General features: G+C 67.5%; 19 protein-coding genes. 5 read left to right on the forward strand and 14 right to left on the reverse strand.

Annotated elements, in window-relative coordinates:
- Window positions 1–161: 161 nt before the first annotated feature.
- The 6 genes from VFW04_09710 to VFW04_09735 form a co-directional block, all read right to left on the reverse strand.
- Window positions 162–3,377 carry a serine/threonine-protein kinase gene (locus VFW04_09710; GenBank protein HEX5179595.1) on the reverse strand — a complete coding sequence of 1,072 codons (3,216 nt, stop codon included), beginning with the start codon at window positions 3,375–3,377 and terminating at the stop codon, window positions 162–164.
- A 134-nt stretch (window positions 3,378–3,511) separates the two neighbouring features.
- Window positions 3,512–4,771, reverse strand: coding sequence for a glycosyltransferase family 4 protein (locus VFW04_09715; GenBank protein HEX5179596.1), 1,260 nt, complete (start codon window positions 4,769–4,771; stop codon window positions 3,512–3,514).
- Window positions 4,768–6,834, reverse strand: coding sequence for a Gfo/Idh/MocA family oxidoreductase (locus VFW04_09720; protein HEX5179597.1), 2,067 nt, complete (start codon window positions 6,832–6,834; stop codon window positions 4,768–4,770). Before VFW04_09720 ends, VFW04_09715 begins: the two co-directional genes overlap by 4 nt.
- Before the next feature lie 71 nt (window positions 6,835–6,905).
- Window positions 6,906–7,223: an antibiotic biosynthesis monooxygenase gene (locus tag VFW04_09725; GenBank protein HEX5179598.1), complete on the reverse strand. Its 318-nt coding sequence runs from the start codon at window positions 7,221–7,223 to the stop codon at window positions 6,906–6,908.
- A 19-nt stretch (window positions 7,224–7,242) separates the two neighbouring features.
- Window positions 7,243–7,719 (reverse strand): hypothetical protein, encoded by a 477-nt coding sequence (locus tag VFW04_09730; protein HEX5179599.1) that lies wholly within the window; start codon window positions 7,717–7,719, stop codon window positions 7,243–7,245.
- A 115-nt stretch (window positions 7,720–7,834) separates the two neighbouring features.
- The gene (locus VFW04_09735) at window positions 7,835–8,488 is read right to left on the reverse strand and encodes a GNAT family N-acetyltransferase (GenBank protein HEX5179600.1); all 654 of its coding nucleotides are present in this window, start codon (window positions 8,486–8,488) and stop codon (window positions 7,835–7,837) included.
- Between the two features lie 39 nt (window positions 8,489–8,527).
- On the opposite strand from VFW04_09735, the gene galA reads away from it, so the two are divergent.
- Complete coding sequence (galA, locus tag VFW04_09740; protein ID HEX5179601.1) at window positions 8,528–11,059, forward strand: beta-galactosidase GalA; 2,532 nt, start codon at window positions 8,528–8,530, stop codon at window positions 11,057–11,059.
- Between the two features lie 121 nt (window positions 11,060–11,180).
- On the opposite strand, the gene VFW04_09745 is transcribed toward galA, so the two are convergent.
- On the reverse strand, window positions 11,181–11,588 hold the full coding sequence (locus tag VFW04_09745; protein HEX5179602.1) for a hypothetical protein: 408 nt from the start codon (window positions 11,586–11,588) through the stop codon (window positions 11,181–11,183).
- 74 nt (window positions 11,589–11,662) lie between these two features.
- Window positions 11,663–13,120 carry a hypothetical protein gene (locus VFW04_09750; protein HEX5179603.1) on the reverse strand — a complete coding sequence of 486 codons (1,458 nt, stop codon included), beginning with the start codon at window positions 13,118–13,120 and terminating at the stop codon, window positions 11,663–11,665.
- Window positions 13,121–13,132: 12 nt separating this feature from the next.
- On the opposite strand from VFW04_09750, the gene VFW04_09755 reads away from it, so the two are divergent.
- Both VFW04_09755 and VFW04_09760 read left to right on the forward strand, forming a co-directional pair.
- Complete coding sequence (locus VFW04_09755) at window positions 13,133–14,377, forward strand: histidine kinase (GenBank protein HEX5179604.1); 1,245 nt, start codon at window positions 13,133–13,135, stop codon at window positions 14,375–14,377.
- Window positions 14,374–15,096: a LytTR family DNA-binding domain-containing protein gene (locus VFW04_09760; GenBank protein ID HEX5179605.1), complete on the forward strand. Its 723-nt coding sequence runs from the start codon at window positions 14,374–14,376 to the stop codon at window positions 15,094–15,096. Before VFW04_09755 ends, VFW04_09760 begins: the two co-directional genes overlap by 4 nt.
- 7 nt (window positions 15,097–15,103) lie before the next feature.
- On the opposite strand, the gene VFW04_09765 is transcribed toward VFW04_09760, so the two are convergent.
- From VFW04_09765 to VFW04_09775, 3 genes are all read right to left on the reverse strand, one after another.
- Entirely contained in the window at window positions 15,104–15,439 is a 336-nt protein-coding gene (locus VFW04_09765; GenBank protein ID HEX5179606.1) for a hypothetical protein, read from the reverse strand.
- Window positions 15,440–15,510: 71 nt separating this feature from the next.
- Window positions 15,511–18,138, reverse strand: a complete 2,628-nt coding sequence (locus VFW04_09770) for an ABC transporter permease (protein ID HEX5179607.1) — start codon at window positions 18,136–18,138, stop codon at window positions 15,511–15,513.
- 9 nt (window positions 18,139–18,147) lie between these two features.
- A complete protein-coding gene (locus VFW04_09775; protein HEX5179608.1) occupies window positions 18,148–18,480 on the reverse strand; it encodes a PadR family transcriptional regulator in 333 nt (110 codons plus the stop codon).
- A gap of 123 nt (window positions 18,481–18,603) precedes the next feature.
- Here VFW04_09775 and VFW04_09780 point away from each other — a divergent pair, with 123 nt between their 5' ends.
- Window positions 18,604–18,726, forward strand: a complete 123-nt coding sequence (locus VFW04_09780) for a hypothetical protein (GenBank protein HEX5179609.1) — start codon at window positions 18,604–18,606, stop codon at window positions 18,724–18,726.
- A 105-nt stretch (window positions 18,727–18,831) separates the two neighbouring features.
- Here VFW04_09780 and VFW04_09785 read toward each other — a convergent pair whose 3' ends face one another.
- From VFW04_09785 to VFW04_09795, 3 genes are all read right to left on the reverse strand, one after another.
- Complete coding sequence (locus VFW04_09785) at window positions 18,832–19,566, reverse strand: sulfite exporter TauE/SafE family protein (GenBank protein ID HEX5179610.1); 735 nt, start codon at window positions 19,564–19,566, stop codon at window positions 18,832–18,834.
- A gap of 70 nt (window positions 19,567–19,636) precedes the next feature.
- Entirely contained in the window at window positions 19,637–20,224 is a 588-nt protein-coding gene (locus VFW04_09790; GenBank protein ID HEX5179611.1) for a dihydrofolate reductase family protein, read from the reverse strand.
- A 578-nt stretch (window positions 20,225–20,802) separates the two neighbouring features.
- The gene (locus tag VFW04_09795) at window positions 20,803–22,551 is read right to left on the reverse strand and encodes an alpha/beta hydrolase-fold protein (GenBank protein HEX5179612.1); all 1,749 of its coding nucleotides are present in this window, start codon (window positions 22,549–22,551) and stop codon (window positions 20,803–20,805) included.
- Window positions 22,552–22,622: 71 nt separating this feature from the next.
- On the opposite strand from VFW04_09795, the gene VFW04_09800 reads away from it, so the two are divergent.
- The gene (locus VFW04_09800) at window positions 22,623–22,757 is read left to right on the forward strand and encodes a hypothetical protein (GenBank protein ID HEX5179613.1); all 135 of its coding nucleotides are present in this window, start codon (window positions 22,623–22,625) and stop codon (window positions 22,755–22,757) included.
- Window positions 22,758–23,080: the final 323 nt, after the last annotated feature.

A 23,080-nucleotide genomic window follows, 5' to 3' on the forward strand; every position in this document is an offset into this window, starting at 1 on the left:
GAGATGCGGATCGACTCGAGCGAGGACTCGCCCGCGAGCGCCTGCGGCACGGTGAGAAACTGGGCATCGAGCGGAAGTGCGTTGTCCATCCGGGCTCCGCGTTGGTCCGGCTCGTGCTCCGCGTCCGATGTTTTCCCCTTGGGCCGCGGATGCCTGGCGTGTCAGTCGGCCTTCGTCTCGCTGTCGCCTAACCGAGCCAACCGCCGCCGCACGTCGGCCACCTGCGGCTGCAGCTCGGGATCGGCGTTCCGCCACAGCTCGATGAACGCCGCGTAGTGGGACGCGGCCTTCTCGCGCTCGCCCTTGGCCTCGTACAGCTCGCCTAACCGCTTGTGGATCCCGGCCAGCACGATCGCGTCGCCGAAACCGATCTGCTCGCCGGACCCGCCGAACAGCTTCGCCCAGAACGGCGTGGCGATGTACGCTTCGTATTCCGCGATCGCCGAGTCGGCCGACGACGACGCGTCGAACGCGCGCGCGAGCATTAAGTGAATGCAGGGTGCGCACTCGTCCGACGGCAGGCCGTCGTACCACACGTCGGCCTGACGGAACTGGGACAGCGCGGTCTTCCCGTCGCCGCGCGCGAGCGCGATCAAGCCCAACGTGCCGTGCAGTCCCCGCGACTCGAGGCGCAAGTCACTCGTGTCCGGGTCGTCTCGCCGAAACTGCGCGACACTCGCCGCGGCCTTGTCGGGATCCCCGGCGATGGCGTAGGCCGTCGCGACGTCGAAGTACGGACGATCGGCCAGCGGGATCCGCGACAGGGGCACGCCCGCCAGTGCAGCATCCACTTCGCGCACTGCGTTAGGCGATGGTCCGTGGAACCACGCATCGATGATCGCCTTGGTCAGCGCATCCTCGAGGCGAGCGCCGTCCGCCCGCGGCAGAACGGCCGCCTGCTCGCGCAACGCGCGCTCCCCATCGGCGAGACGGCCGTGCAGGAAATCCACTGTCGCACGGGCGCTTTGACCCCATTGCTGCAAGACCGGATCACCGCCCCGCACGAAACTGTCGACGAGCGCCTGGAACGCCGCGGTGTCGCCGGCCGCAAGGCGCACCAACACCTCGTGATGCTTGAACCCATGCGAATCGGGCGCGCGGCGCCGCCAGGACTCCAGTGTCTTCTCGGCGCCGCGCACATTCCCCTGGTCGAGCTGCAGCTCGATCGTGTTGCCAATCGCGATGCCCGGCTGCACGCCCTGACTTCTCGACATCGCGTTGAGCGATTCGGCCTTGGCATAGAGGCGCTCCGTGCGCAGCACTTCGCCGGCGTTGATCGGGGCGACGGTCGAATCGCCGCGCTGGATGAGCGCCATGTACGCAGCGAGCGCGCGTGCGCGATCCTGGTGCGGACCTTCGTGAAAGTAGTACGCCTCCGTCTGCAGGCGCTCCATCTCGGGCAGACGGTCGCGCAATCGGTATGCGTGGACCAGCGCCGAATCCTGTTCGTCGCGGGAGCCGCCATTGTTGCCGATCGCGACCGCGAGCAGCCTCCACGCGGACGCAAAGTTCGAGTCCGCGGCTACGGCCTGGCGCGCGAACTGTACTGCCGCCGCAACGTTTTCTGCTCCATTCGCACGAGTGGCCTCGCTGAACAGGCGGAGCGCTTCGAGCGATGCCGTCGTCGCCTGCGCGAGCGGCGGACTGGCCTGCACGCTGCGCAGCGACTCGCCGATTTTTCCGCGCAGCTTCCTCGCCAACTTGTCCGTCGCGTCGATCAGCCCGCGCGGCCCGTCACCGGATTCGCGAAATGACGCGAGCTCGAGCCCGGAGTCGGCGCTGACTAACCGGAGCGTGATGATGTAGCCCGTGCCGACGCCGGTCACTTCTCCATCGACCACCGCCTTCACGCCTTCGCGCTGCGCCATCTCGCGCGCCGTCGCCAGGTCGAGGCGAGTGTTGGGCGGACGCTCCATGCGGCGCAGCTCGGCGGCGATCTGCGGCGCCGGCACGAGCGAGATCATCGACGACTGCGCGAGCGCCGCCCGCACCGCGTCGCTGGCCACGGCGCCGAGCGCCGTGTCCGTATGCTGCACGCCGAAGTCGGCGATGATCACCGGCTCGCGCGCGGTGAACATGCCGCGCGCCAGCAACGACCCCGCCGGACCGATGCCTAACGCACGGAGCAGCATGAACGCGCCCACCAGGAGCACGAACGCGCCCACCGCGTACGCGCCGCCGAACATCGTTCTGCGCCAGGACAGGTGCGGACTCGCCTTGAGCGCCAGATGCGCCATCGTGCCGTGCGTCGCCACACTCGGCGTGCCGCCAGGCGTGAACGTGGGCGACGTCGTGAGCGCCCGGCGCGCCACGAACTGCGCGTACCCCGTGAACAGAATCACCGGCAGGCCGAGCGCCATGACGATGAGCGAGCCCGGGAACACCCAGTCGGGAAGCCCGATGCCGACGATCGCCGCCTTCGCCAGCACCGCGACGGCCACGAACGCCACGGCGTAAATCATGAGCGCCCGCCGGATCATCGCGCGCCCGCCAATGAGGATGCCGGGCAGCGCCCGTTGGCGGGAGGAGTCGCCCGTCGAAATCACGCCCAGCGTCGCCAGGATCTCATCGGCCGACCGGGGACGCGCTCCCGGCTCCTTCTCGAGACACTGCGACACGAGCCGCGCCAATTCCGGCGGCGTATCCGGACGTTCGTCGGTCACCGGATTCGGCGTCTCGCTCATGTGCGCGGCGAGCAGCCGCTGCGGCGTTTTCGCGTCGAACGGGGGATGCCCCGTGAGCAGCTCGTACGCCATGCAGCCGAACGCATAGAAGTCGGCGCGGTGATCCGTGTTCGGATCTCCCGCCGCCTGCTCCGGCGCCATGTACGCCGGGGTGCCGAGCGCCGTGCCTAACTGAGTGAGCGTGGCGCCGCGCGGTCCGGTCGCCGAGGCAGCGATGGCCTTGGCGATCCCGAAATCCGTGACCATCGCCGCGCCGCGCGAGAGCAGCACGTTGTCGGGCTTGATGTCGCGATGCACCACGCCGCGCTCGTGCGCGTAGGCGAGCGCCCGCGCCACGTCGCGCAGAATCGAAATGACCTCGGCGATGGACAGGGCCCCGAGCGCCAGCCGCGCACGCAGACTCTGCCCCTCCACGTACGGCATGGTGAAGTACGGCGCGCCCCCGCTGTCGCCCGCACTCAACACGGGAACGATGTTCGCCTGCTGAAGCGAGGCGGCCAAGAGGATCTCACGCTCGAACCGATCCGCGCTCAATCCCTGCATGAGCTCCGGCGCCAAGACCTTGACCACGACTTTGCGGTTGAGCCGGAGCTCATTGGCCACGAACACGCGCGACATGCCGCCGCCCCCGAGCTCATGCTCGAGGGTGTACGTCGTGCGCAATGTGTCCTGGAGTTGGTCCCGCAGATCCATCGTGTGGTGCGGCGTCCGCGAAGGGTCGCAAAAACTTACGGCGACATGGCAAGCGTCGCCAGCAGTTTCGCCTCGCCGGCCTCGGTTAGGCTGTACGCCGCGGCGTCACGCCCCGGACCTCGAAGCAGCCTGCGTCAGGAAGACAGCGACGGCAACCCGGACGTGGCATCCGGAATCTGGCCCTCGGACCGCTTCGCCGCGACGGCCAGATACTCCGCGATCATGCCGCGGCCGATCGTCTCCCACGAATACACCCGCTCCACCGTCGATCGGCCGGAGCGGCCGAGCCGGTCGCGCAGTGATTCGTCATTCAACACCGCAATCACGGCGTCCGCGAATGCGCGCGGGTCGTCGCGCACCAGGATGTTGTCGCCATCGACTGCCGCCAGTCCCTCGCAGCCGATCGAAGTGCTCACCACCGCTTTCCCCATGGCCCATGCGTCGAGAATCTTGATGCGTGTGCCACCTCCAACCCGAATCGGAGCGATGCAGCACCCTGCCCCTCCGACATGCGGCCGCGTGTCTTCGACGTAGCCGGTTGCCTCGATGCCGAAGTCGCGCCGGAATCCGCTTCTCTCCTCCGCCGTCGTGCTTCCGACCCATACGACGTGCGGTGATGCGCCCCGCTCCCGAATCAACGGGAGAATCGCTTGACCAAAGTACCGCATAGCGTCGGCGTTCGGAAACCAGCTGCTGCCGCCGACAAAAACGACGCTGTCGGCAGCTCCGCCGCCCCGCGGGTGGAAATAGTCCACGTCTACGCCATTCGGGACAACGGCAACACGCGACCCGGGCGCAACGGCGCGGAGCGCATCGCGGTCGACGTCCGACACCGTCACGTTCAAATCGACGCGCGGGCACCAGCGACGTTCCTCGCGTCTCATCAACTCGGCCTGATACGCGATGTAGCCCCGCGTCCACGGCGCGCGCTGTTGTTGGGCGCGCCTCCTGAGCAACGCGGATTGCACATCGTGATGCACGCAGATCAGCGGCACGTTGCCAATGCGCGGGAAATAGTCGGACAGGTCGAGGCTGTCCGCATGCGCAAGCGAGAAGTGCTCGGAGGCGAGAAGGTCGACGAGCCGCGCGCGGAATTTGTGCGAACGGTACGCGAACGCGGTGTAGACGCGCCGGCTCACCGAGCTATGAAGATGGTCGCGCAGCAAGCGCAGCCGCGAATGCTCCTGTGGAATCGGGAATGCTTCCACACGCGCCAAGTCGCGAAGCCCCGCGACCGCCGTGTCGCTGCTGGTCTTCGAGCGATAGAAGCAAAGGGCGACGATGTCGAACGCCGTCGCGAGCTGCTTGAGGACGTTGTACGTGCGAACCTTGACGCCGCCGTCGGGCGGGAACGGGAGCGTTTGCGACAGAACGAGAAGCTTCGGCCGTATCACGGATACGCCGTGCCCCGATTCGCATTTCCGCCGCTCGCGGCTTGCGACTTCTCGTCGCCCATGCGCGCCGCCAGGGCGCGAACCTGCGCGTTGTCGTAGCGCCGCGAAGCAAAGACCTTGCGCAAGCTGATCGCGGGGCGTCGCGGCCGTAGGGCCTTCTGGAGCAGTGTGGCCATGCCCGAGAGCGGCACGAGAACCGGCCACGGGAGCCAGATGACGGTGAGGCCGGGGTTGTCGCGACGCAGGTTCCCGACCAGGTCCCGTTTCGTTGGCGGGTCCGTTGCGATCAGGTTGACGACGTTCGGCGCCTCGCTGAACCGCTCGGCCATGTGAGCCAGGACATCGGCAGTGAATCGGATGTCGACGGCGTCGACACGGTCGCGTCGTCCGCCGACGGCCACGAACATCGGGCCGATGCGCCGGCCGAGCAGCCCCGGAGGATCGAACGCCGCGTAATCGACGATGGCGCCCGGACGGACCACCTTGACGCTGAGACCGAGGGACGCGCCTAACTCGATGGCGCGCCGCTCCGACTCGAGCTTGCCCCACACGTACGGTCCCGAGCCACGGCTATCAGGTTCGAGCGCCGTGTTCTCGTTGATCAGTCCCCGGCGAGGACGCGAGAGCACCGCCAAGCTGCTGACGTGGATTACCTGGCGCACCCCGGCAGCAGCGGCCGCGCGAAGCACTCGCTCAGTCGCGTCGATCGAATTGCGCTGATGCTCTTCCCAACCGCCCGATGTTTCGGCTGCGGCGTGGATCAGGACATCTGCGCCCGCCAGCGCTTGTGGATCGACACCTTTCCCCAGATCCGCCGCGATGTAGTCAACGCCCGGCAAACGCTCCCACGCAGCTGGCGGTCGCCTGGCCAGCACGCGGACGGCCAGTCCCCGATCGAGCAGTTTCTTTGTGACGGCCCTGCCGAGAAATCCGGTCCCGCCGGTCAGAGCAACCGCGAGCCGGCCAACCGGCGCCGCTGTTTCGGCGAGGGATGGTGGCGCCGTTAGCGCCTGCGAGATTTTCTCGCAGATGCGAACCGTTTCGATGATGCTCTCCGGGCTGATCGGCGACGGTGAGCCTTCCTGGACTGCGGTATAGAAAGCGCCGAACAGTTCCGCGAGCCCGGGATACCATCGCTGGCGTTTGATGAACCGGCGACCGAGCGCGCGCGTCGTCCCACCGACAAGCTGCGTGGCAATGCGATACGGCGACAGAATCTTGTCGATTCCGGACGTGCCGGGGCCGAACAGCTTTTGCACCGTGCCGCGAACGAAGTCGGCGTAAATTGCTCCGTTAGTCCCAACCAGGCGCAGATAGCTTTCGATCGGACGTCCTTCCACCGTCACGATCAGGTGGCCGGTCACGGATCCGCGCCGCACCAGGGCGTGCACCGTCCCCGCGTGCCCCACCTGGATGGATTTCAACTCCGTGGGTCCCGGGGATGCTCGCTCGAGAAAATTCAGCAGCAGGTATACGGGATGGGGCAGGATGTCGAGCAGCATGAGGTCGGCCGGAAGCGGTGCTCCGCCGCCGATGCGGAACGAGAAATAGCTCTCGACATGAACGATCCGGCCGAGCGCTGCCGCGTTCGCCTCCGCTTTGCGGGCCGGTTGCTCGTAAAGCAACTGGTGGCCAGCGCATACGAGCACGTGGCGTGACGAAGCGAGCCGCAACAGCTCTTCCGCTTCGCCCACCGTGGGCGTGAACGGCTTCTCAACATACACGTGGCATCCCGCTTCGATGGCCGCTCGCGCCAATTGCATGTGGGTCGCGGGCGGGGTGCAGATATGAATCACGTCCATGCCGCCACCGGCCAGCATATCGTCGACGGATTCGTAGGCGGCCGCGTCCGGCGCCTGCGCCGCAAGAGCGTTGCGTGCAACCGACGATGGGTCCGCGAAGGCGACGACCCGGGCGGGTATGCCGGCCCGGGCAATGGCCAGCGCATGATTCACGGCCATGTGCCCGGCGCCCACAATTCCTATGCGCAGCGGGCTCTTCGTTTGGGTTGACGGCGGTTTGGTGTCAGGAAGTAAACCGGCAGCAGGCGGTGCAGAGGTCATTGTATGCGTCGAATCGAGAGTCGGAGAGGCGTTAGCAAGTTACAAGCCCGCGGTGCAGCGCGTTTCGGGGCTCATTCCTTCACGCCCGAGGCTGCGAGGACGTCGTAGTGCACGACGAACGGCTCGCGTTCCAACAGATAGTCGTCGTCCTCCGGGTAGTAGCGCGCCCGCTCGTAGTCCTCGCCGGCGAAGGCGCGGATCGCGTCGAGCGACTGCCAGAGTGTGAGCAGCAGAAAGTGCGTCACATCACCGTCGTCGCGGCGCAGCACGAATACGCCGCGGTTGCCGGGGGTCGCGGCGTAGTCGGAGAGTCCCGTACGCAGCAGATACTTGTGATAGGCGTCGGCTTTCTTGGCCGGCACGCGGCCGTGCCAGGTTCGTCCAATCATGGGACTCCGATTGCTTGCGTTAGGCGTGGAGGTGCTGGGCGAGATGCACCGTGCCGGCGAGCAGCGCCATGAACACGACGAACAGCAAGGCGCCGCGCACCCAGTTGCCCGTCGCCCACTGGCGAGCCGCGCGGCGCAGTGCCGCCGGATCCTGCGGTTCGGATGACTTGAACATCACAGCGAGTCGCGGATAGTGGAACGTGTAGGTGATCACGTCGGCCACGATCAGCGCGATGAGGGCGACGAGAAATGCGTTGCCGCCGGGCTTGCCCCAGTCGAACACGACGGCGCCGAGCGTGAGCAGCTGTGCGGCGGGGGCAACGACGCGGAAGAACCGCGCCGGCGTGGCGCCCGCCAGAAACTGCCGCGCGAGTGCGATGGACGCGGGTATGTCCCGCTCGTAGTTGGGCGCCATGACGACGGTCTCGTACCACGTCGCGCCGAAGAGCAGCGCGACGGCGATGAGCGCGAGAATACCGAAGACGTGGGGAAGCATCGATGGGCCTTGCGTTAGGCAACGAGGACGGCGCGGCGGCGATGCGCGACGCCGGGAACGGTCGCCGCTGAATGTGGCACCGGTCCCGCGCCCCGCGCAAATGCGGATGCCGGTCTCACACGGCGCGCGCCATGCGCACGAGCGGGACCACGACGCCGTCCGGCAGCGTGGCCTCGATGCGCTCGATTTCCGCGAAGCCGAGTGCGCGATACAGGGGTTCACCGGGGAGCGTCGCCATGAGCTCGATCCGACGGAATCCTGCCGCACGCGCGGCGCCGACGCATTCGGCATAGAGTCGCCGCGCCAGGCCGCGCCGTGTGAACGCCGGGTGCACGAAGAACGCGCGGATCTTTGCGGCGTCCCGCGTCGGATCGAGCCGCGCGTCTGTCGTGTCGTGCGACGCCATCTGATCGCCACCATACAGAGCGCGACGCGAACTCCAGCCACCCGCCGCGGCGGGCGCGCCGTCCGGCGCGTGGATCACATAGTAAGTGCCATCGGTGACGAGATGCGTGTCGACGCCAAAAACATGCGTCACCAGAGCGTCGACCTGCGCAGGCGTGTAATAGCCCGCGCTCAGTCCCCGAGCGGATTCCGCAATCATGGCGTTGAGCGCCGGGACGTCGGACATCGTGGCCACGCGGAGCGCGAGGGCCGCGTTCTTTGTTAGGCAATCGCCGGCTGCGCCTGCCGTCTCGGCACGCGCATTGGAGCCGGGCACCGCGTTCCGGGCCACATCCGGCGCTGGTCGCTTGTGAGGCCCACGCATTGGTTGAAAGTTATGCGTCGCGACCAACCACACGGAACCATGTCCGATTCCAAAATGTCCCGCCGCGATGCCCTGCTCACAGGAGCAGCCTCCGTCCTCGGCTTCGTCACCATCCCATCGTCGCTCGACGCCCTGCGAACGGCGACCGATCGCGTTGTCGGAACCACCCTCGCGCGGGCCTCGCTCGCGCGCGGTGACGCCGGAATGTCGCCGGCGGTCGCGGGCGGCGGGCGAGAACGCATCAGATTCGACACCGACTGGCGCTTTCATCTCGGACACGCATCCGAACCCGCCCGTGACTTCGGCTACGGCGCCGAAGAAGAGTTCGCCAAGTCCGGCGAGCTGTTCGCTCCGGTGGCGCACGCCGACTTCGATGCGTCGTCATGGCGGCGGCTCGACTTGCCGCACGACTGGGCCGTGGAGCTGCCGTTCGTCGATGACCACGGCCTAACGAGTTACGGGTTCAAGCCCGTGGGGCGCGCGCATCCCGGTACGAGCATCGGCTGGTATCGCAAGTCGTTCGCTGTTCCCGCCGAGGACGTGGGCCGACGCATTTCACTCGAGTTCGATGGCGTGTTTCGCGATTGCATCGTTGCGCTCAACGGGCATCTGGTGGCGCGCAATCTGAGCGGGTACGCCCCGTTCGCGGTGGACATCACCGCCGGACTGAACTACGGCGGCCACAACGTGCTCGTCGTGCGCGTGGATGCAACCGAGCACGAAGGATGGTTTTACGAGGGCGCCGGCATCTATCGCCACGTGTGGCTCGTCAAGACGGCGCCGGTGCACGTGGCGCTGTGGGGCACGTTCGTCCGCACGACCGTGGACGGCGCAAAGCGCAGCGCCACGGCGCGCATCGCCACGACCATCCAGAACGACAGTGACGCCGACGCGCGGTGCACCATCGAATTGCGGACGCGGGACGGCGCCGGACAGGTCGTACAAACCTCGAGATCGGATCCGGTCACGATCCCAGCGGCCGGTTCCGCCACCGTCGATCAAGCGATGCGCATCGATTCGCCGTCGCTGTGGTCGCTCGACGCACCCCACCTGTACACGCTCGTCACGCTGGTCACCGTAGACCGGGTGGAGGTGGATCGCACGGAGACGCCGTTAGGCATTCGCACCGTGCGGTTCGACCCTGACCGCGGCGTGCTGCTGAACGGCGAACACATCGAGATTCGCGGCACGTGCAATCACCAGGACCATGCCGGCGTCGGCTCTGCCCTGCCCGACCGCCTGCACGCCTACCGGATCGAGCGCCTCAAAGCGATGGGCGCCAACGCGTACCGCACGTCGCACAATCCGCCGGCTGCCGAGCTGCTCGATGCCTGCGACCGGCTCGGCATGCTGGTGCTCGACGAGACGCGCATGTTCGGCGCGGACCCGGAGGCGCTGAGCCAACTCGCTCGCCTGGTGCGCCGCGACCGGAATCATCCGTGCGTCTTCGCCTGGTCGCTGGCCAACGAGGAGGACGGCGAACAGGGCACCGACCGGGGCGCGCGCATGGCGGAGGTGATGAAGGCTACCGTTAGGCAACTCGATCCGACGCGTCCGGTGACGGCGGCGATGAACGGCGACTGGGGCAAAGGCTTCACGGGCGTGATCGATGTGCAGGGCTTCAACTATCACATCGGGCGCGAGATGGATGAGTTCCGCGCGCTCTTTCCGCGCAAACCGGCGATGGGCACCGAGGTGGCAAGCACCGTGTCGACGCGGGGCATCTACGCCAACGACCCCGCGCGCGGCTACGCGTCGGCGTACGACCGGAATTTCCCGCCCTGGGCATCGACGGCGGAGGCGTGGTGGACGGCGTATCTCGCCCGGCCGTGGGCCTCGGGAGGCTTCGTGTGGACGGGGTTCGATTATCGCGGCGAGCCCACGCCGTACGGGTGGCCGTGCATCAATTCGCACTTCGGCATCATGGATACGTGCGGATTTCCGAAAGACAATTACTACTACTATCAGGCGCAGTGGGGCTCGGCGCCCGTGCTCCACGTCTTCCCGCACTGGAACTGGGCCGGACGCGAAGGGCAGCCGATCGAGGTGTGGTGCCATACGAATCTCGAGCGCGTCGAGCTGTTCCTGAACGGCGCGCGCATCGCCGGCGCCGCCGAGCGCGTCTCGCCTAACGGACACGCGGCGTGGCAGGTGCCGTTTGCGCCCGGCGTCCTCGAGGCGCGCGGCTATCGCGGCGGCCGCGTCGTGCTCACGGCGCGCCGCGAGACCGCGGGGTCGCCGGCCGCCGTCGCGCTCGAGGCCGATCGCGTTCGATTGACGGCCGATGGCATGGACGTGTCGGTGGTCGCGGCGCGCATCGTCGACGCCAGGGGCCGGACCGTGCCGACGGCATCGAACCGCGTCACCTTCGGCGTCACGGGACCGCTGGCGGTGATCGGCGTTGGGAACGGCGACCCCAGCTCGCACGAGAGCGACAAAGATACGTGGCGGAGTGCGTTCAACGGCCTCTGTTGCGCGATCGTACAGGCGTTACCCGAGCGCGGGCCGGCGACGGTGACGGCAGCAGCGGACGGGTTGCGCGGGTCGGTGATCGATGTCGCCGTCGGTTAGGCAGCCATCACCACTCTGGCGGATCGATCGCCGGATGCTCCGCCGCAGGCGTCGCCTCATGCTAACCGTACGCGGCCGCGTGCGTCAGGTCCGGACGACTGCCTGTCTAACGGATCGGCGATCACCGCCTGGTGTACGACGCCGTGGCCGTTTGCGGCGTCTGGGTGATCCCGTAGAAGATAACTGAGCCCCGGATGTGATTCGGTGCGGTGAGCGTTCCGGTGAACTGCCCGGTGATCCCGCCTCCGTTCTCGAACTGGAAGATGAGCGACAGCAGCGGCGGACTCGCGGCGGTGGGCGGGCTGAAGCTTCCGCTGATGTCGACCGGCATCGGCACATCGACGCCCATCGACGAGCCGGTGCCGGCGACGGCATCGTCGTGCTGCGACAAGTGCATCGTCCGAGGCGACAATATCGTCGCCGAGTCGAGCGACCACACGCCGGCAACCGACGGCTCCATGGGAGACACACTGGACTGCGAGCAGGCGACTACCGCGCCGAGTGCCATGGCGCACAGGAGGAATCGCACGGGTGACCTCGTTACGAAGGGCATCCGCTCGGTACACCGGTCGCCGGGCCGAAGTTTCCCGCGCCTCGCCCTGCTCAGGGCGACGAGACGGGCGCTGCCAGCGCCGACACGCGGGCCCAGCCGGCGAGCGGGGCGTGCTCGGCTGCGACCTTGGACGGCCTGACTCCGGTACGCCTAACGGCAGCCACGACGTCGTCCACGTACTGGGTTGGCGCGCTCAGGTCCTGGATGTAGTCGCTGGCCCACAGGAACCGCGCCGGCCGGATGAAGGCAGCCAGCGCGACTTCGCTCGCCGCGCCATCGATCGGAAACACATCGATATCGCCGCCGGCCAACGACATCGAGTCGCTCACCGCGCGAAAGCGGAAGATGGCGTGCGAGCGATGGCGCTCGAGGTCATCGGGCGCGAGGGTCCAACGCCGGTTCACGACCTTTTCGAGAAATGCGCGGGATGCGCGATGCGAGACGATCGTCGCGCCGCGGGCGACCCAGGCGCGCACACCGGCCACGTGCGGCCACGCGAGATCGGTGACCACTACCACGATAGGATGGTGGCTGGGGAACAGCGTCGCGATCCACGTCGAGTCTTGCCGCACGCGCTCCTCGCCCTGGGTGGCGTCGAACACGTATACGGTGTCGCGATCCAGCGCCACGACTTCGCCGTAGCCGGCGTTGCGCAGCACGAACACCTTGTCGCTCACACGCGCGGTATCCGGACGCTTCGGCGCCAGGAACGCGGCGATCGCCGGCGTCATCGCCGTTTCGTGCGCCGGCACCGCCAGCGATGGCGCGCTGTCGCGCGGCGCCAAGCGCCTAACGCCAAACACGCGCGCGATCTCCGTCTCGCCATCTTCCATACGGAAGGCGGCGCCCGGAAGGTGCGCGTCCTGGACGCGATCCCACGTCGACCACACGAACTCGACGTGTACCTGGCCCCACAGGTAGTGCGGCTCCTCGCGGTCGAGCTTCTCCGGGTAGCCCGACTTGGGATCGAGGTACAACTCCTCGGGTCCCCGCACACCGCGCCGCGTGAGGACAATGCGCGGGTAGTCACGGTACGTGCATCGTCCCGCGACGCGCACGTCCGTCGCCGCCAGCCAGTCCGTTAGGACTGCCCACACATCGAGCGGCCTGGTCTGGTACAACGCGCCGTGCACCGCAGGACTGGGCACGAGCGCCGTGTCGCGCACGAGATACGACGCGTGCTCGTCGCCGATGGTGGTGAGACCAAACTCGTATCCGCCGATGGTCGAGTGCGATGTCGTACGCTGCACGCCCGACGCGGGATCGAACCACTCATCGAGCGACTGGACTTCGGCGAGAAACGGCGGATACGTGCGATCGGATTCGTATGCGTGCTGCACGACATCGTAGCCGTGCACCTGGAGCACGGTGCGCCGGGCGGTGTCGAGACCCGTCGCGGTTGCAGCGCGAACGAGCAGCGCGTGCGCGTCGAGGCCGGATACAGGGCGACATCCGCTCGTGTCGGCGAGCGCTGCCACGAGCGCGGTGATCAGGAGCAAGGGCGTCATGGCGGGCAATTCATGCGCGCCGAGCACCGCGCCGCAAGCGCGCTGTCGCGAGCGGTGCACTTGCCGTTGCGAGCGGTCGCGAGTCCCTTGCACCGCGCGCCGGCTCAACCGATCATGATCGCCATGAGTCCCGAGCGCCCGTCGCATCGCGCGAACGCAGATCATCGCTGGATACCGACGTGGCAGATCGCGGCGATCTGGCTGATCCCGACGCTGCTGTCAACGGCGGAAACAGTCATATTCGCCGCGCAAGCGGGCCGGCCGATTGCCGCCTGGCGCGCGTTCATCGGCGAGGCGCCGCAATGGCTCGGCTGGGCACTCCTAACGCCAGCCATCCTGGCACTGGCCGAACGCTTTCCTCTCCGGTGGCCGCTCGCGGCGGCGTCGGTAGCGGTGCACGTGCTGGCCGGCCTCATCGCCGGCGCGCTGCTGGCCCTGGCCGACGCGCTCGTGAACGCATGGGCGCGCCCGTCGAGCCAGGGACTGTGGGCCGCGGCCCGCGGATGGTTCCTCGGCGGCCTCGCCGCGACGACGCTCGTCTACTTCGCGATCGTCATCGCCGGCTATGCGTGGCGCAACGCGGCGCGCCTCAGAGAACGCGAGCGCGAGGCCGCGGCCCTCGAAGCCGAGCTCCGGCGGGCGCAGTTAGGCGCGCTGCGCATGCAGCTCCAGCCGCATTTCCTGTTCAACAGCCTCAACGCGGTGATGGCGCTGGTGCGCGACCGCGACACGGAGCGCGCGTTAGGCGCGCTGGCCCTGCTCGGCGACGTGCTTCGCGCAACGGTCAACGCCGGCGACGCGAACGAGGCCACGCTGGCCTCGGAGCTCGATTTCGTGCGGCAGTACCTGCGCATCGAGCAGATGCGGTTCGGCGACCGGTTGGCCGTGACGTTCGACACCGACACCGCGCCCGCCGACGCCATGGTGCCGGTCTTCATCCTGCAGCCCTTCGTCGAGAACTCCCTCAAGCACGGCGTGCTGCACGGACGCGAGCGCAACGCCATCGCGATCGGCGCGTCCGTGGATGGCGGATCACTCGTGCTAACGGTGCGCGACGACGGCCGCGGTCTGTCATCGGCAGGCAACGGCTCGGGCGTCGGCATCGCCAATGCGCGGCGCCGCTTGGAGCACCTGTACGGCGCGAGGGCGACGCTGACCGTCGGGTCCGGCGCGGACGGCCGCGGCGTGCACGTCACGATCGCGATCCCGTTCACTCGTGCGCAGACGCGCGCCGCGCCGGTCGCGTCCGCGTCATGATTCGCGCGCTCATTGCCGACGATGAGGAGCTCTCGAGGCGCGCGCTGCGACAGCTCCTGTCTCGTCATGCCGATGTCGACATCGTGGCCGAGTGCCGCGATGGCGATGAGGCGCGCACCGCCTTGGCGTCGATGCGACCCGACCTCGCGCTGCTCGACGTGCGCATGCCGCTCGGCACCGGACTCGAGGTGGCTCGCGAGCGGTCGAACGCCGATCGGCCGATCATCGTGTTCGTGACGGCGTTCGACCAGTTTGCGCTGCCGGCGTTCGAGGTGGAGGCCGCCGACTACCTGACGAAGCCGCTGAGCGAGGCCCGCTTCGACGCGATGCTCGAGCGGGTGCGCCGCCGGTTATCGGTTAGGCAGCTGCCCGAGCGCGCCGCCGCCCGGGCGGCGGTCCCGCTCGTGGCTCGGGTAGGAACCGCTGATCTCGTGATTCCGCTCGAATCGGTGGATTACATCGAGGCCGACGACGTGTACGCGGCCGTCGTCGCCCGCGGCAAACGGCAGTTGGTGCGGACGTCGCTGGATGCGCTCGAGCAGACGCTCGATCCGCAGGCGTTCGTACGCGTGCACCGCTCGTACATCGTGCGGGTGGATCGCGTTGCCGCGCTGCGGCGGCGGAACGCTTGCGTGGAACTGGTCCTGACGAACGGTGCGGTCGTGCCGGTGAGCCGGCGGCGCCGGGCGGCAGTGGCGCGGCTCTTTGCTGGCCGTTAGGCGTCGCTTATCCCGCCGACGTGGCCGGGCCGCGGTCCAACTCCGCGGCCAGGGTACGAAAGAGCTCGCTCGTGCCGTCGGGTCCGGACACGGTGAGCGTCACGGAGTCCGCGGCCGCCGGGATCTCGAGCACGAAATCGAGAAACGGACAGCAGCGGCGCTCGCGTTCGATGACCGATGCGATCCGCCTGATCGAGCCATCGGTCGGGTCGAGCGTTAGGCGCAGCGCCGCGTCGGCGGCCGCTACCGTGCGCGCGCTGCGCAGCAAGCCCGGCAGCAGCTCGCCCGCGGCGCGGCGCAGCTCCTCGGGGGTCAGGCGACAAGCGATCGGCGTGGCGTCCATGCCTCAATGGTAACCGCCTCGACGCGGGACGGGCAAATTGCAGAGGGGCGCGTCGACCGAAATCCAATCCGTTAGTCGGCCCGCAACGCCTCCGCCGGACTCGTGCGCCCCGCCCGCACCGCGGGCACCAGTGCCGCGACGACGCCCGCCGCCGTCAGGACGCCGGCCGCCGCGCCAAGGCTCACCGGGTCGGTCGCGCCTAACCCGAAGAGGAAGCGGTGCAGCAGGCCGCTCACGGCCACCGCCGCACCGATCCCGATCGCCACGCCGCCGACGACGGGCACGAGCCCACGCTCGACCACCTCTCTCAGCACCCGCTTCGGCGTTGCGCCGAGCGCCATCCGGATCGCAAACTCGGCGCGCCGGCGGGACGCAGCGTAGGAGACGACGCCATAGACGCCGATCGTGCCTAACACGAGCGCGATGGCCGCGAACACCGTCAGGAAGAACCGCAGCCGGAGCGGCTCGGCCAACGCCGCGGCGACCACCTCATCCATGGTCTCGACGCGCGCCACGGCTACCTGCGGATCGATCTCCGCGATCGCACGCTGCACCGCCGGCATGAGCGACGCGGGCGGTGTCGATGACCGCACGACGAGCACGCCCCCGGAGTTCGTCGCCTGCTGCGCCCGCGGGACGAACATCGTGAACGGTAGGTCGCCGGTCACCGTGGTCATTCGCGTCTCCCGCGCGACGCCGACCACCGTGAGTGCCACCATCTTGCCCGACCAACCGGAATAGATGTGCTTGCCGATGGCGCTCTGTCCCGGCCACATGCGGCGCGCGAACGACTCGCTGATCACCGTCACCGGCATGCTGCCCATGACATCGGTGGAGTCGATGCCGCGGCCGTCGATCACGCGCATCCCCATCGCGGCGAAGAGACCCGGGGTGACCGTGCGATAGAGGCTGTTCGGACGGTTCTTGCCGTCGAGGTCGGGGCGGCCCTCGATCCCCATCGGTCCCTGGTAGCCCTCGTCGCGGAGCGCCAACCTGTTCGTTAGGCCGGCAGCGCGAACGCCGGGCAGCGCCGACACCCGCGCCAGCACCTCGTCGAAGAAACGCGTTTCCGACGCCTGCGTCATGTTGTCGCTGGTGACGAGCGTGAAGGTCGACACGCCGTGCGGATCGAATCCCATGTCGACCGAGCGCAGGTTGTCGACCGAGCGAATGAGCAGCGTCGCGCCGACGACGAGCAGGACGGCGAATGCGACCTGGGAGACGATGATCGCGCCGTGAATCCGACGCGTCCCTCGGCGCAGGCCTTCCTCGCTTCGCTCGCGGCTCACGGCGGCGCCGCTGCCCACCAGCCGGCGAATCGGCGCCGCGGATCCGACCAACGCGATCAGCAGCGCGAGCACGAACGCGGACGCGAACGTGGCCCATCCGATGGCGACGGTGCCGGCGAAGCCGTGGGCCAGCGGCAGCACGGCGACCAGCGCCCGGAAGCCGGCGGTCGCCACGGCGACGCCGAGCACTGCCGCTGCCGCGGCGAGCACGAGCGATTCCGCCAGCACCTGCCGCGCCAGCCGCCACTGCCCCGCGCCTAACGCTCGCCGCATGGCCATCTCGCCGCCGCGGTCGCTGGTGCGGGCGAGAATCAGCGACGCCGCGTTGGCGCACGCGATGCCGAGCAGCAGCGTCGCCGCCGCGAGCAGCAGCACGAGCGGGTCGCGGACGTCGCCCAGGAGGTAGGTGCGCACGGGCAGCACGTACGGATTCCTGGTCTTGTCCCACGCCACGGGATACGTGAACCTGGTGCCTAACGCACGCGCGATGCGCCGGACGTCGCTCTCGATGAGCGCCGGCGGCACGCCCGCTCCGGTTCGCCCGATCAGGGTCAGATACCCACTGGTGTACATCGGGCTCTTGGGGTCGAGCGCCAACGGACGCCACGCGCGAATGTCCGGCGTGGGGAAATAGAATCCGCGCGGCATCACGCCGACCACGGTCACCGGTTCGCCGTCGAGCATGATCCGGTGTCCGATCACCCGCCGATCGCCGCCCAGGTCCGTTTTCCACATGCCATAACTGATCACGGTCACCGGCGGCGCGCCCGGCCTGTCCTCCGCGGCGTCGAACGGGCGGCCGAGCATCGGCCGGGTGCCGAGGACATCGAACAAGGTGGACGTGGCGACCACGAACGGCAGCAGCCGCGCGCCATCGGCGCCGTTTGTGTTAGGCCGGTACGGCGCACCGTTGGTCGAAAACGCCGCCAGGTGCTGGAAGACGCCCGGGCGCTGGCGCACGAAGTCGTACTCCTCGCCGCGCCAGTCGTAGTCGCTCCAGAACACGTGGATGCGATCCGCCTCCGGATACGGCAGCGGCTTGAGCAGCAGGTCGCTGACCACGCTGAACAGCGCCACCGTGGCGCCGATGCCCAGGCCTAACGTCAGAAGAATGATGGCCGTGTAGCCCGCTCGCCGCCGCATCTGGCGCAGCGCGTGCCGGACGTCGGAGACGAACTCGTCCGCCAGCGACACGCCCCAGGCGTCCCGCACCTGCTCCGCCTCTCGGCGCAGGCTGCCGAATTGCCGCCGCGCCAGCCGCTCGGCATCGGCCGCCGGCATGCCGCGCGCGCGGAGCGTCGCCGCATCCATCTCGAGATGAAACCGCAGCTCGTCATCGAGCTCGCGTTGGGCACGGGTGCCGAACAACGCGCGCATGCGGAACCGCACGTCGGCAATGATCCGTCGCATGGTGTCTCCCTAGCGCGTGGCAAGGATGAGCGCGACGCCGCCGGCCAGGCGATGCCAGGTCTCGGTCTCGACGTCCAGGCGGCGCTTTCCCGATCGCGTGAGCGCGTAGTAGCGCGCGCGCCGCGCGTTCTCGGTGGTTTGCCAGTACGATCGCACCCAGCCTTCGCGCACCAGCCGATGGAGGGCACCGTAGAGGGCGCCGGGCTGGATGCGGAGCGCGGCTCGCGACCGGCGCTCGAGCTCCTGGCCAATGCCCCAGCCGTGCATGGGCTCGACGTCCAGGAGCTTGAGGATCAGCATGTCGGCGGTGCCGCGGATGATGTCGGCGGAGCTGGTGGACATTGTGGCCGCCTCAGGGCTGGCGTTGGGTTCCTCTCACTTAGCGAGTATACGGCCGCCGGCGGCGCTCCGCCAGGTGGCGCAGGCCGCCGAATTGCCGGCGCGCCAGCCCTTCGGCATCGGCCGATGGATCCGGCCACCTTCGTGGCGTCGGCCTCGGGATTGCTGCTCGTCACGGCGCTCGCGAGTGCCATTCCCACGTGGCGGGCGCTCCGCATCGATGCGGCCGCCGCACTGCACATGGACTAATGCAAGTCGACAGACTTCGAGACAGCGTCGACTGTCACGCCGTACGGCGCGGAATGTCTCCGGTTGCAACGCGTCGTCCCGGTTAGTCAGGACCCGCACGCCGGTCTACATCGACTGCGCGATGAGTACGCATCCGATCGCGATCAATCCAACGTACACGACACGAAAGAAGGTGTCGCCCCGCAAACGACGGTTGAACACCCGACCGATCACGACGCCGACACACACGCCGGGGAGTGACAGCAGCAGGTAGCGTCCGAGCGGCGGGTGCAACAGACCGACCGCTGCATAGCCGGCGAGCCCGGCCAAGCTCGCGACGAGGAAGTAGCCCTGCAGCGTCGCGCGAAACCGTTGCGGCGCCCAACGGCGCAGCGATCCGTACACCGCGAGCGGCGGACCGTTCATGCCGTACGCACCGCCAAGGACTCCCGAGACTAACCCGGCGCCGAGCAACAGGGACAGGTGATCGTGCTCGAGATGCCGAACGCGTTTTGCCGTCAGCGAATAGGTCGCGAACGCGGCGATGATGACACCGAGTATCGCCTTGACGATGTGATCGCTGACCAGCGTCAGCAGCAACAGGCCAAGCGGGATTCCGACGAGCGATGATCCGACGAGCCAACCGGCGCTGCGCACCTCGATGTCGCGCCAATCCTGCGCGACGATCAATCCGGCGATCAGGATAGAGACGACAACGGCCAGCGGCGCCGCCACAGCGACGGGCACGCGGAGCGCGAGGAGCGGTACGCCGACAAGCGCTTCGCCGAAGCCGACCGTGGATCGGACCAGCGTCGCGAGGAAAATCACGACGACGACGTATACCGCGGTGGCGTCGATCATCGATGGCGCGCAGCGCGCCGGGTCACGTTAGGCGCGAGAGGAGTCACACGCTGGAGACCCGAGGACGGCGCTAGGATGCGGTTCGCAGCGAGCCAACGTGCCGGTACGTGTTTATGACCACGCCCGTCGCCATGGCCTTTGTGCTAACGAGCGCGAGCTCGCGCGCTGCGACGCGGTCCGAGAGCACGCGCTTGCCGCGACCCAGTAAGACCGGATAGACCACCAGCACCACGTCGTCGACAAGTCCGTGCTCGAACAGCACCGAGGTCAGCGTCGAGCTGCCGAAGACGATCAGGTCCGGACCGTCTCTTGATTTGAGCCGGCGAACGCCCTCGGCGATATCCGCGCCGAGCGGCTCGACCGGGCCCCATTCGAGGCTGTCCGGACGATGCGTCGCCACGTATTTCGTGGCGGCGTTTATCGTGTCCGCGAACGGACCGCCCTTGACCGTCGGCCAGTAGCTGGACCAGAGGTCGTAGGTACGGCGGCCGAGCAAAAAGTCGACGTTCTCCCCCTGGGCTTCGGCCACGGCTTGGGCTCCGTCCGGACTGCGATACACCGCCGTCCAGGCACCGTAGGGGAAGCCGCCGTCAGCATCGTTGCCGTGTTGAATCACGCCATCCAGCGAGATGTGTTCGAAGATTCTGACCCGTCGCATTCGACGCCTCCATCCGTGAGTTGAGGAACCTACAACCAGGCGACGAACGGAGCCCGCGGAAATCGACACGCCGATTGGGTTCCCCGTTACCACTTACGCTGCGCTACGAAGGTGCGACGAATGTCATGTACTCAACGTGGATGGTGGGGTTGGAAGCGCGGCTGCAGGCGGGCCAACTAAGAGGCTCTTCGGGATTTCGTGTGGGTGATCTCGAGGTGGGAAGGCGTACTGAGCTCTGAGGCGCGGGGGCAGCCACCGCGTGGCGAGTCTCCAACGAAAAGCCACAGGGAGAGATCTTCGACAAACGCTCAAAAGGAAAACAAAAAGGATGCAGGTGATGGAGAAGATCGCTGCCACGCGAGGGAAGGTGCGTTGTTCGCGCGCGTGACCTACACCAGGTACGTGAACGATGACGTTTGCACGTCCATGGCTGCGATCTTCCCCATCCCTTACATCCTTTTCGTTTTCCTTTGAACCCTTTGTCGTGGGGACTCGGCTCCGCGCTCACAAGTGATCGCGCGAGGACCAGGTCCCATCGACGAAGGGTCCAAAGGATAACAAAGAGCACGGGGCAAAGGCTAGTATTTCCACGCCTTCATGTTCGCGCCGGACGGCGCGTGCTTCGTGATCGCCGCCGCCATCTCCTCGATCAACTCCGCGTTAGTCACGTGCTGCCACCCATGCCCCTTTTCCGGGCGCCCGTAACGGAACACCCCCGGCACGTGCGGCGACGTCGTCGACTCGAGGAAGTGCTGCAGGTCCATCACCGCCAGATTCAGATAGAAGTTGTCCATGTCCCCGACATCGACGTGGATCTTGTCCACGAGATCCGGGCCCACGGTCTCCCAGTTCTTCGCGAGGTACGCCTCGAGATCGTAGCCGTGATCGCGCATGTAATCGATCACGGAGCGATCGATGTGTCCGGTTTTCTTGTCCCACAGCGGCTCGGGATAGCCATCGGCGCCGACAGGAGCGTACACGGATTCCCACGCCTCGAACTGTTCACCCGATCGCCCATGGCTCCCGAGCACGTCTTCCAAACGACTCATGTCGCGAATGCTCAGCCATGGCTGCCCGTCGTTGTCGCGCATGACCATGCGCTCGGGATGGTACCACGAGCTGATTGGGCTGAACGGCGCGATGCCGGGCGCGTCGTCCACGAACGCGTTCGTGTCGGCGTACGCGTCGAACGTTCCGTAGTGATGAAAGTCCACCGGATCGGGATAGAGCGTCCATGTCCCGCCGAAGAACTTGGGATGATAGATCTGCAGCGCGATCGATTCCCACCCGCCCGTCGAGCCGCCGGTTAGCACGCGCGCATACGGCGCTTCGATCATCCGGAAGTGCGATTCGAGATACGGAATCAGCTCGCTCATGATCGCGTCGCCGTACGGACCGTTGTTCGCCGAGTTGACAGCGTACGAGTCATCGAAGTACGGCGTCGGGTGCTGAAAGGTCACCGCGATCATCCGCGGCATGTGCGGTCCCATCCACGCACGTGCGAACACCCATCCCGGCTCCCGGTTGTACGAACCGAGGAGCGTCTGAAACTTCGGCGGCAGCGAGACGCTGTCCGGATTGAAACCGAGCGGTGCGCCAAGGCCGAAGTGCCCCTGCTCAAATACGACCGGATAGCGCACATTCGGGTGTGTCTCGTACCCCGCGGGGAGCAGGACCGTGGCGCCGAGGTAGAATGGATGCCCCCAGAACTTCGTGAGCAACGTGCTCTGAATCTTGATGTGCTTCACCCACTTCGTGTCCGCCGGCATATGGATGGGCGGGATGACGTAGGTGAGCGAGATCTGCACGGTACCGCCCGCGGACGGATCGATGCGCACCCGCTGCGGCTCGCTGATGATGTTGCCCGGCGACGAAGTGAAGTTCTGCCCCTCCCACTCATCCATGTGCGCCCAGATGGTGTGTCCGTCGGCACGATGGAATTCGGTGTAGACGTTCATCACCGCTTGCACCCAGTACTCGCCGGCGGGAATGTCGGCGAGTGACTTGGTGGGATATCCAAGTGTCGACGCGTCGATCACCGCGGCCTGGCCGGGCGCCAGTGCGCTCACGTCGAGTCCGAAGAGCGGCGTGCTACTGGTAAAGGAGCCGGCGTTCGCGATGGGCGGCGGCGCCGAATCGCGGCTCAGGGCGAGGAAGACGCGGCCCGTGATCGGTCCGTCGTGCGCGGAGACAGGAAACGAAATCTCGAAGCGTGTCGTCGCGACGCTGGCGCCGACCGGGACGCGCGCCCGAGGCGTCGGAGAAATGGACGTGCCCGGTGCGACACCCAAGACCACGAGGGCGAGGGCAAGACTGAGGTTGCGCATGATTGTCCGGCCTGCGGAGTAAAGGACGGCGGAAGCATAGCGCATGGCCCGGAGGTACGCGACGCAGTCGCTTGTTCGAACCACAGCAGCAGAGCGCCCACGACGCACAGGCCGAACGCCGCCAGGTGCAGCGGCGCGACTCGCCAGACATCGGGATGCGCGTGCGTCACGATCACGGCATGGCGAAGAAAGAGCCGCGCGCCTAACGCACAACCGATGCCTTCGATGGCCGCGATGAGCTTGCGAACGACGAGCGCCGAGGTTGGGTGCACGAGGAGACCGTCAGGCAGATGGGGATTCCGCTTCGCCGCCGCATTCCCCGCCGACACAATCCGTCGAACGGAAGGTTGCACTGGTCGTCGCCCACGCGGGTGGTCGCAACTCGCCAGCCTTTGACAGCGGCGCCGTTCCTTACGATAGTTCCCATCAGTGCGCCTGACAGGGCGCCTCCAACCCGCGGCAAGGGAACGATTCCCACCTGTCACACACTGAAATGCGGTGCTGTGCACCTTCTTTCAGCCTGATTGCG

This window comes from Gemmatimonadaceae bacterium (assembly GCA_036273715.1).
Lineage (GTDB): Bacteria > Gemmatimonadota > Gemmatimonadetes > Gemmatimonadales > Gemmatimonadaceae > JADGGM01.

Coding starts and splice junctions, on each gene's coding strand:
- VFW04_09710 (HEX5179595.1), bottom strand. CDS start 3,377: ATGGATCTGCGGGACCAACTCCAGGACACATTGCGCACGACGTACACC.
- VFW04_09720 (HEX5179597.1), bottom strand. CDS start 6,834: ATGACCTCTGCACCGCCTGCTGCCGGTTTACTTCCTGACACCAAACCG.
- VFW04_09725 (HEX5179598.1), bottom strand. CDS start 7,223: ATGATTGGACGAACCTGGCACGGCCGCGTGCCGGCCAAGAAAGCCGAC.
- VFW04_09730 (HEX5179599.1), bottom strand. CDS start 7,719: ATGCTTCCCCACGTCTTCGGTATTCTCGCGCTCATCGCCGTCGCGCTG.
- VFW04_09735 (HEX5179600.1), bottom strand. CDS start 8,488: ATGCGTGGGCCTCACAAGCGACCAGCGCCGGATGTGGCCCGGAACGCG.
- galA (HEX5179601.1), top strand. CDS start 8,528: ATGTCCGATTCCAAAATGTCCCGCCGCGATGCCCTGCTCACAGGAGCA.
- VFW04_09750 (HEX5179603.1), bottom strand. CDS start 13,120: ATGACGCCCTTGCTCCTGATCACCGCGCTCGTGGCAGCGCTCGCCGAC.
- VFW04_09755 (HEX5179604.1), top strand. CDS start 13,133: ATGCGCGCCGAGCACCGCGCCGCAAGCGCGCTGTCGCGAGCGGTGCAC.
- VFW04_09760 (HEX5179605.1), top strand. CDS start 14,374: ATGATTCGCGCGCTCATTGCCGACGATGAGGAGCTCTCGAGGCGCGCG.
- VFW04_09765 (HEX5179606.1), bottom strand. CDS start 15,439: ATGGACGCCACGCCGATCGCTTGTCGCCTGACCCCCGAGGAGCTGCGC.
- VFW04_09770 (HEX5179607.1), bottom strand. CDS start 18,138: ATGCGACGGATCATTGCCGACGTGCGGTTCCGCATGCGCGCGTTGTTC.
- VFW04_09775 (HEX5179608.1), bottom strand. CDS start 18,480: ATGTCCACCAGCTCCGCCGACATCATCCGCGGCACCGCCGACATGCTG.
- VFW04_09780 (HEX5179609.1), top strand. CDS start 18,604: ATGGATCCGGCCACCTTCGTGGCGTCGGCCTCGGGATTGCTGCTCGTC.
- VFW04_09785 (HEX5179610.1), bottom strand. CDS start 19,566: ATGATCGACGCCACCGCGGTATACGTCGTCGTCGTGATTTTCCTCGCG.
- VFW04_09790 (HEX5179611.1), bottom strand. CDS start 20,224: ATGCGACGGGTCAGAATCTTCGAACACATCTCGCTGGATGGCGTGATT.
- VFW04_09795 (HEX5179612.1), bottom strand. CDS start 22,551: ATGCGCAACCTCAGTCTTGCCCTCGCCCTCGTGGTCTTGGGTGTCGCA.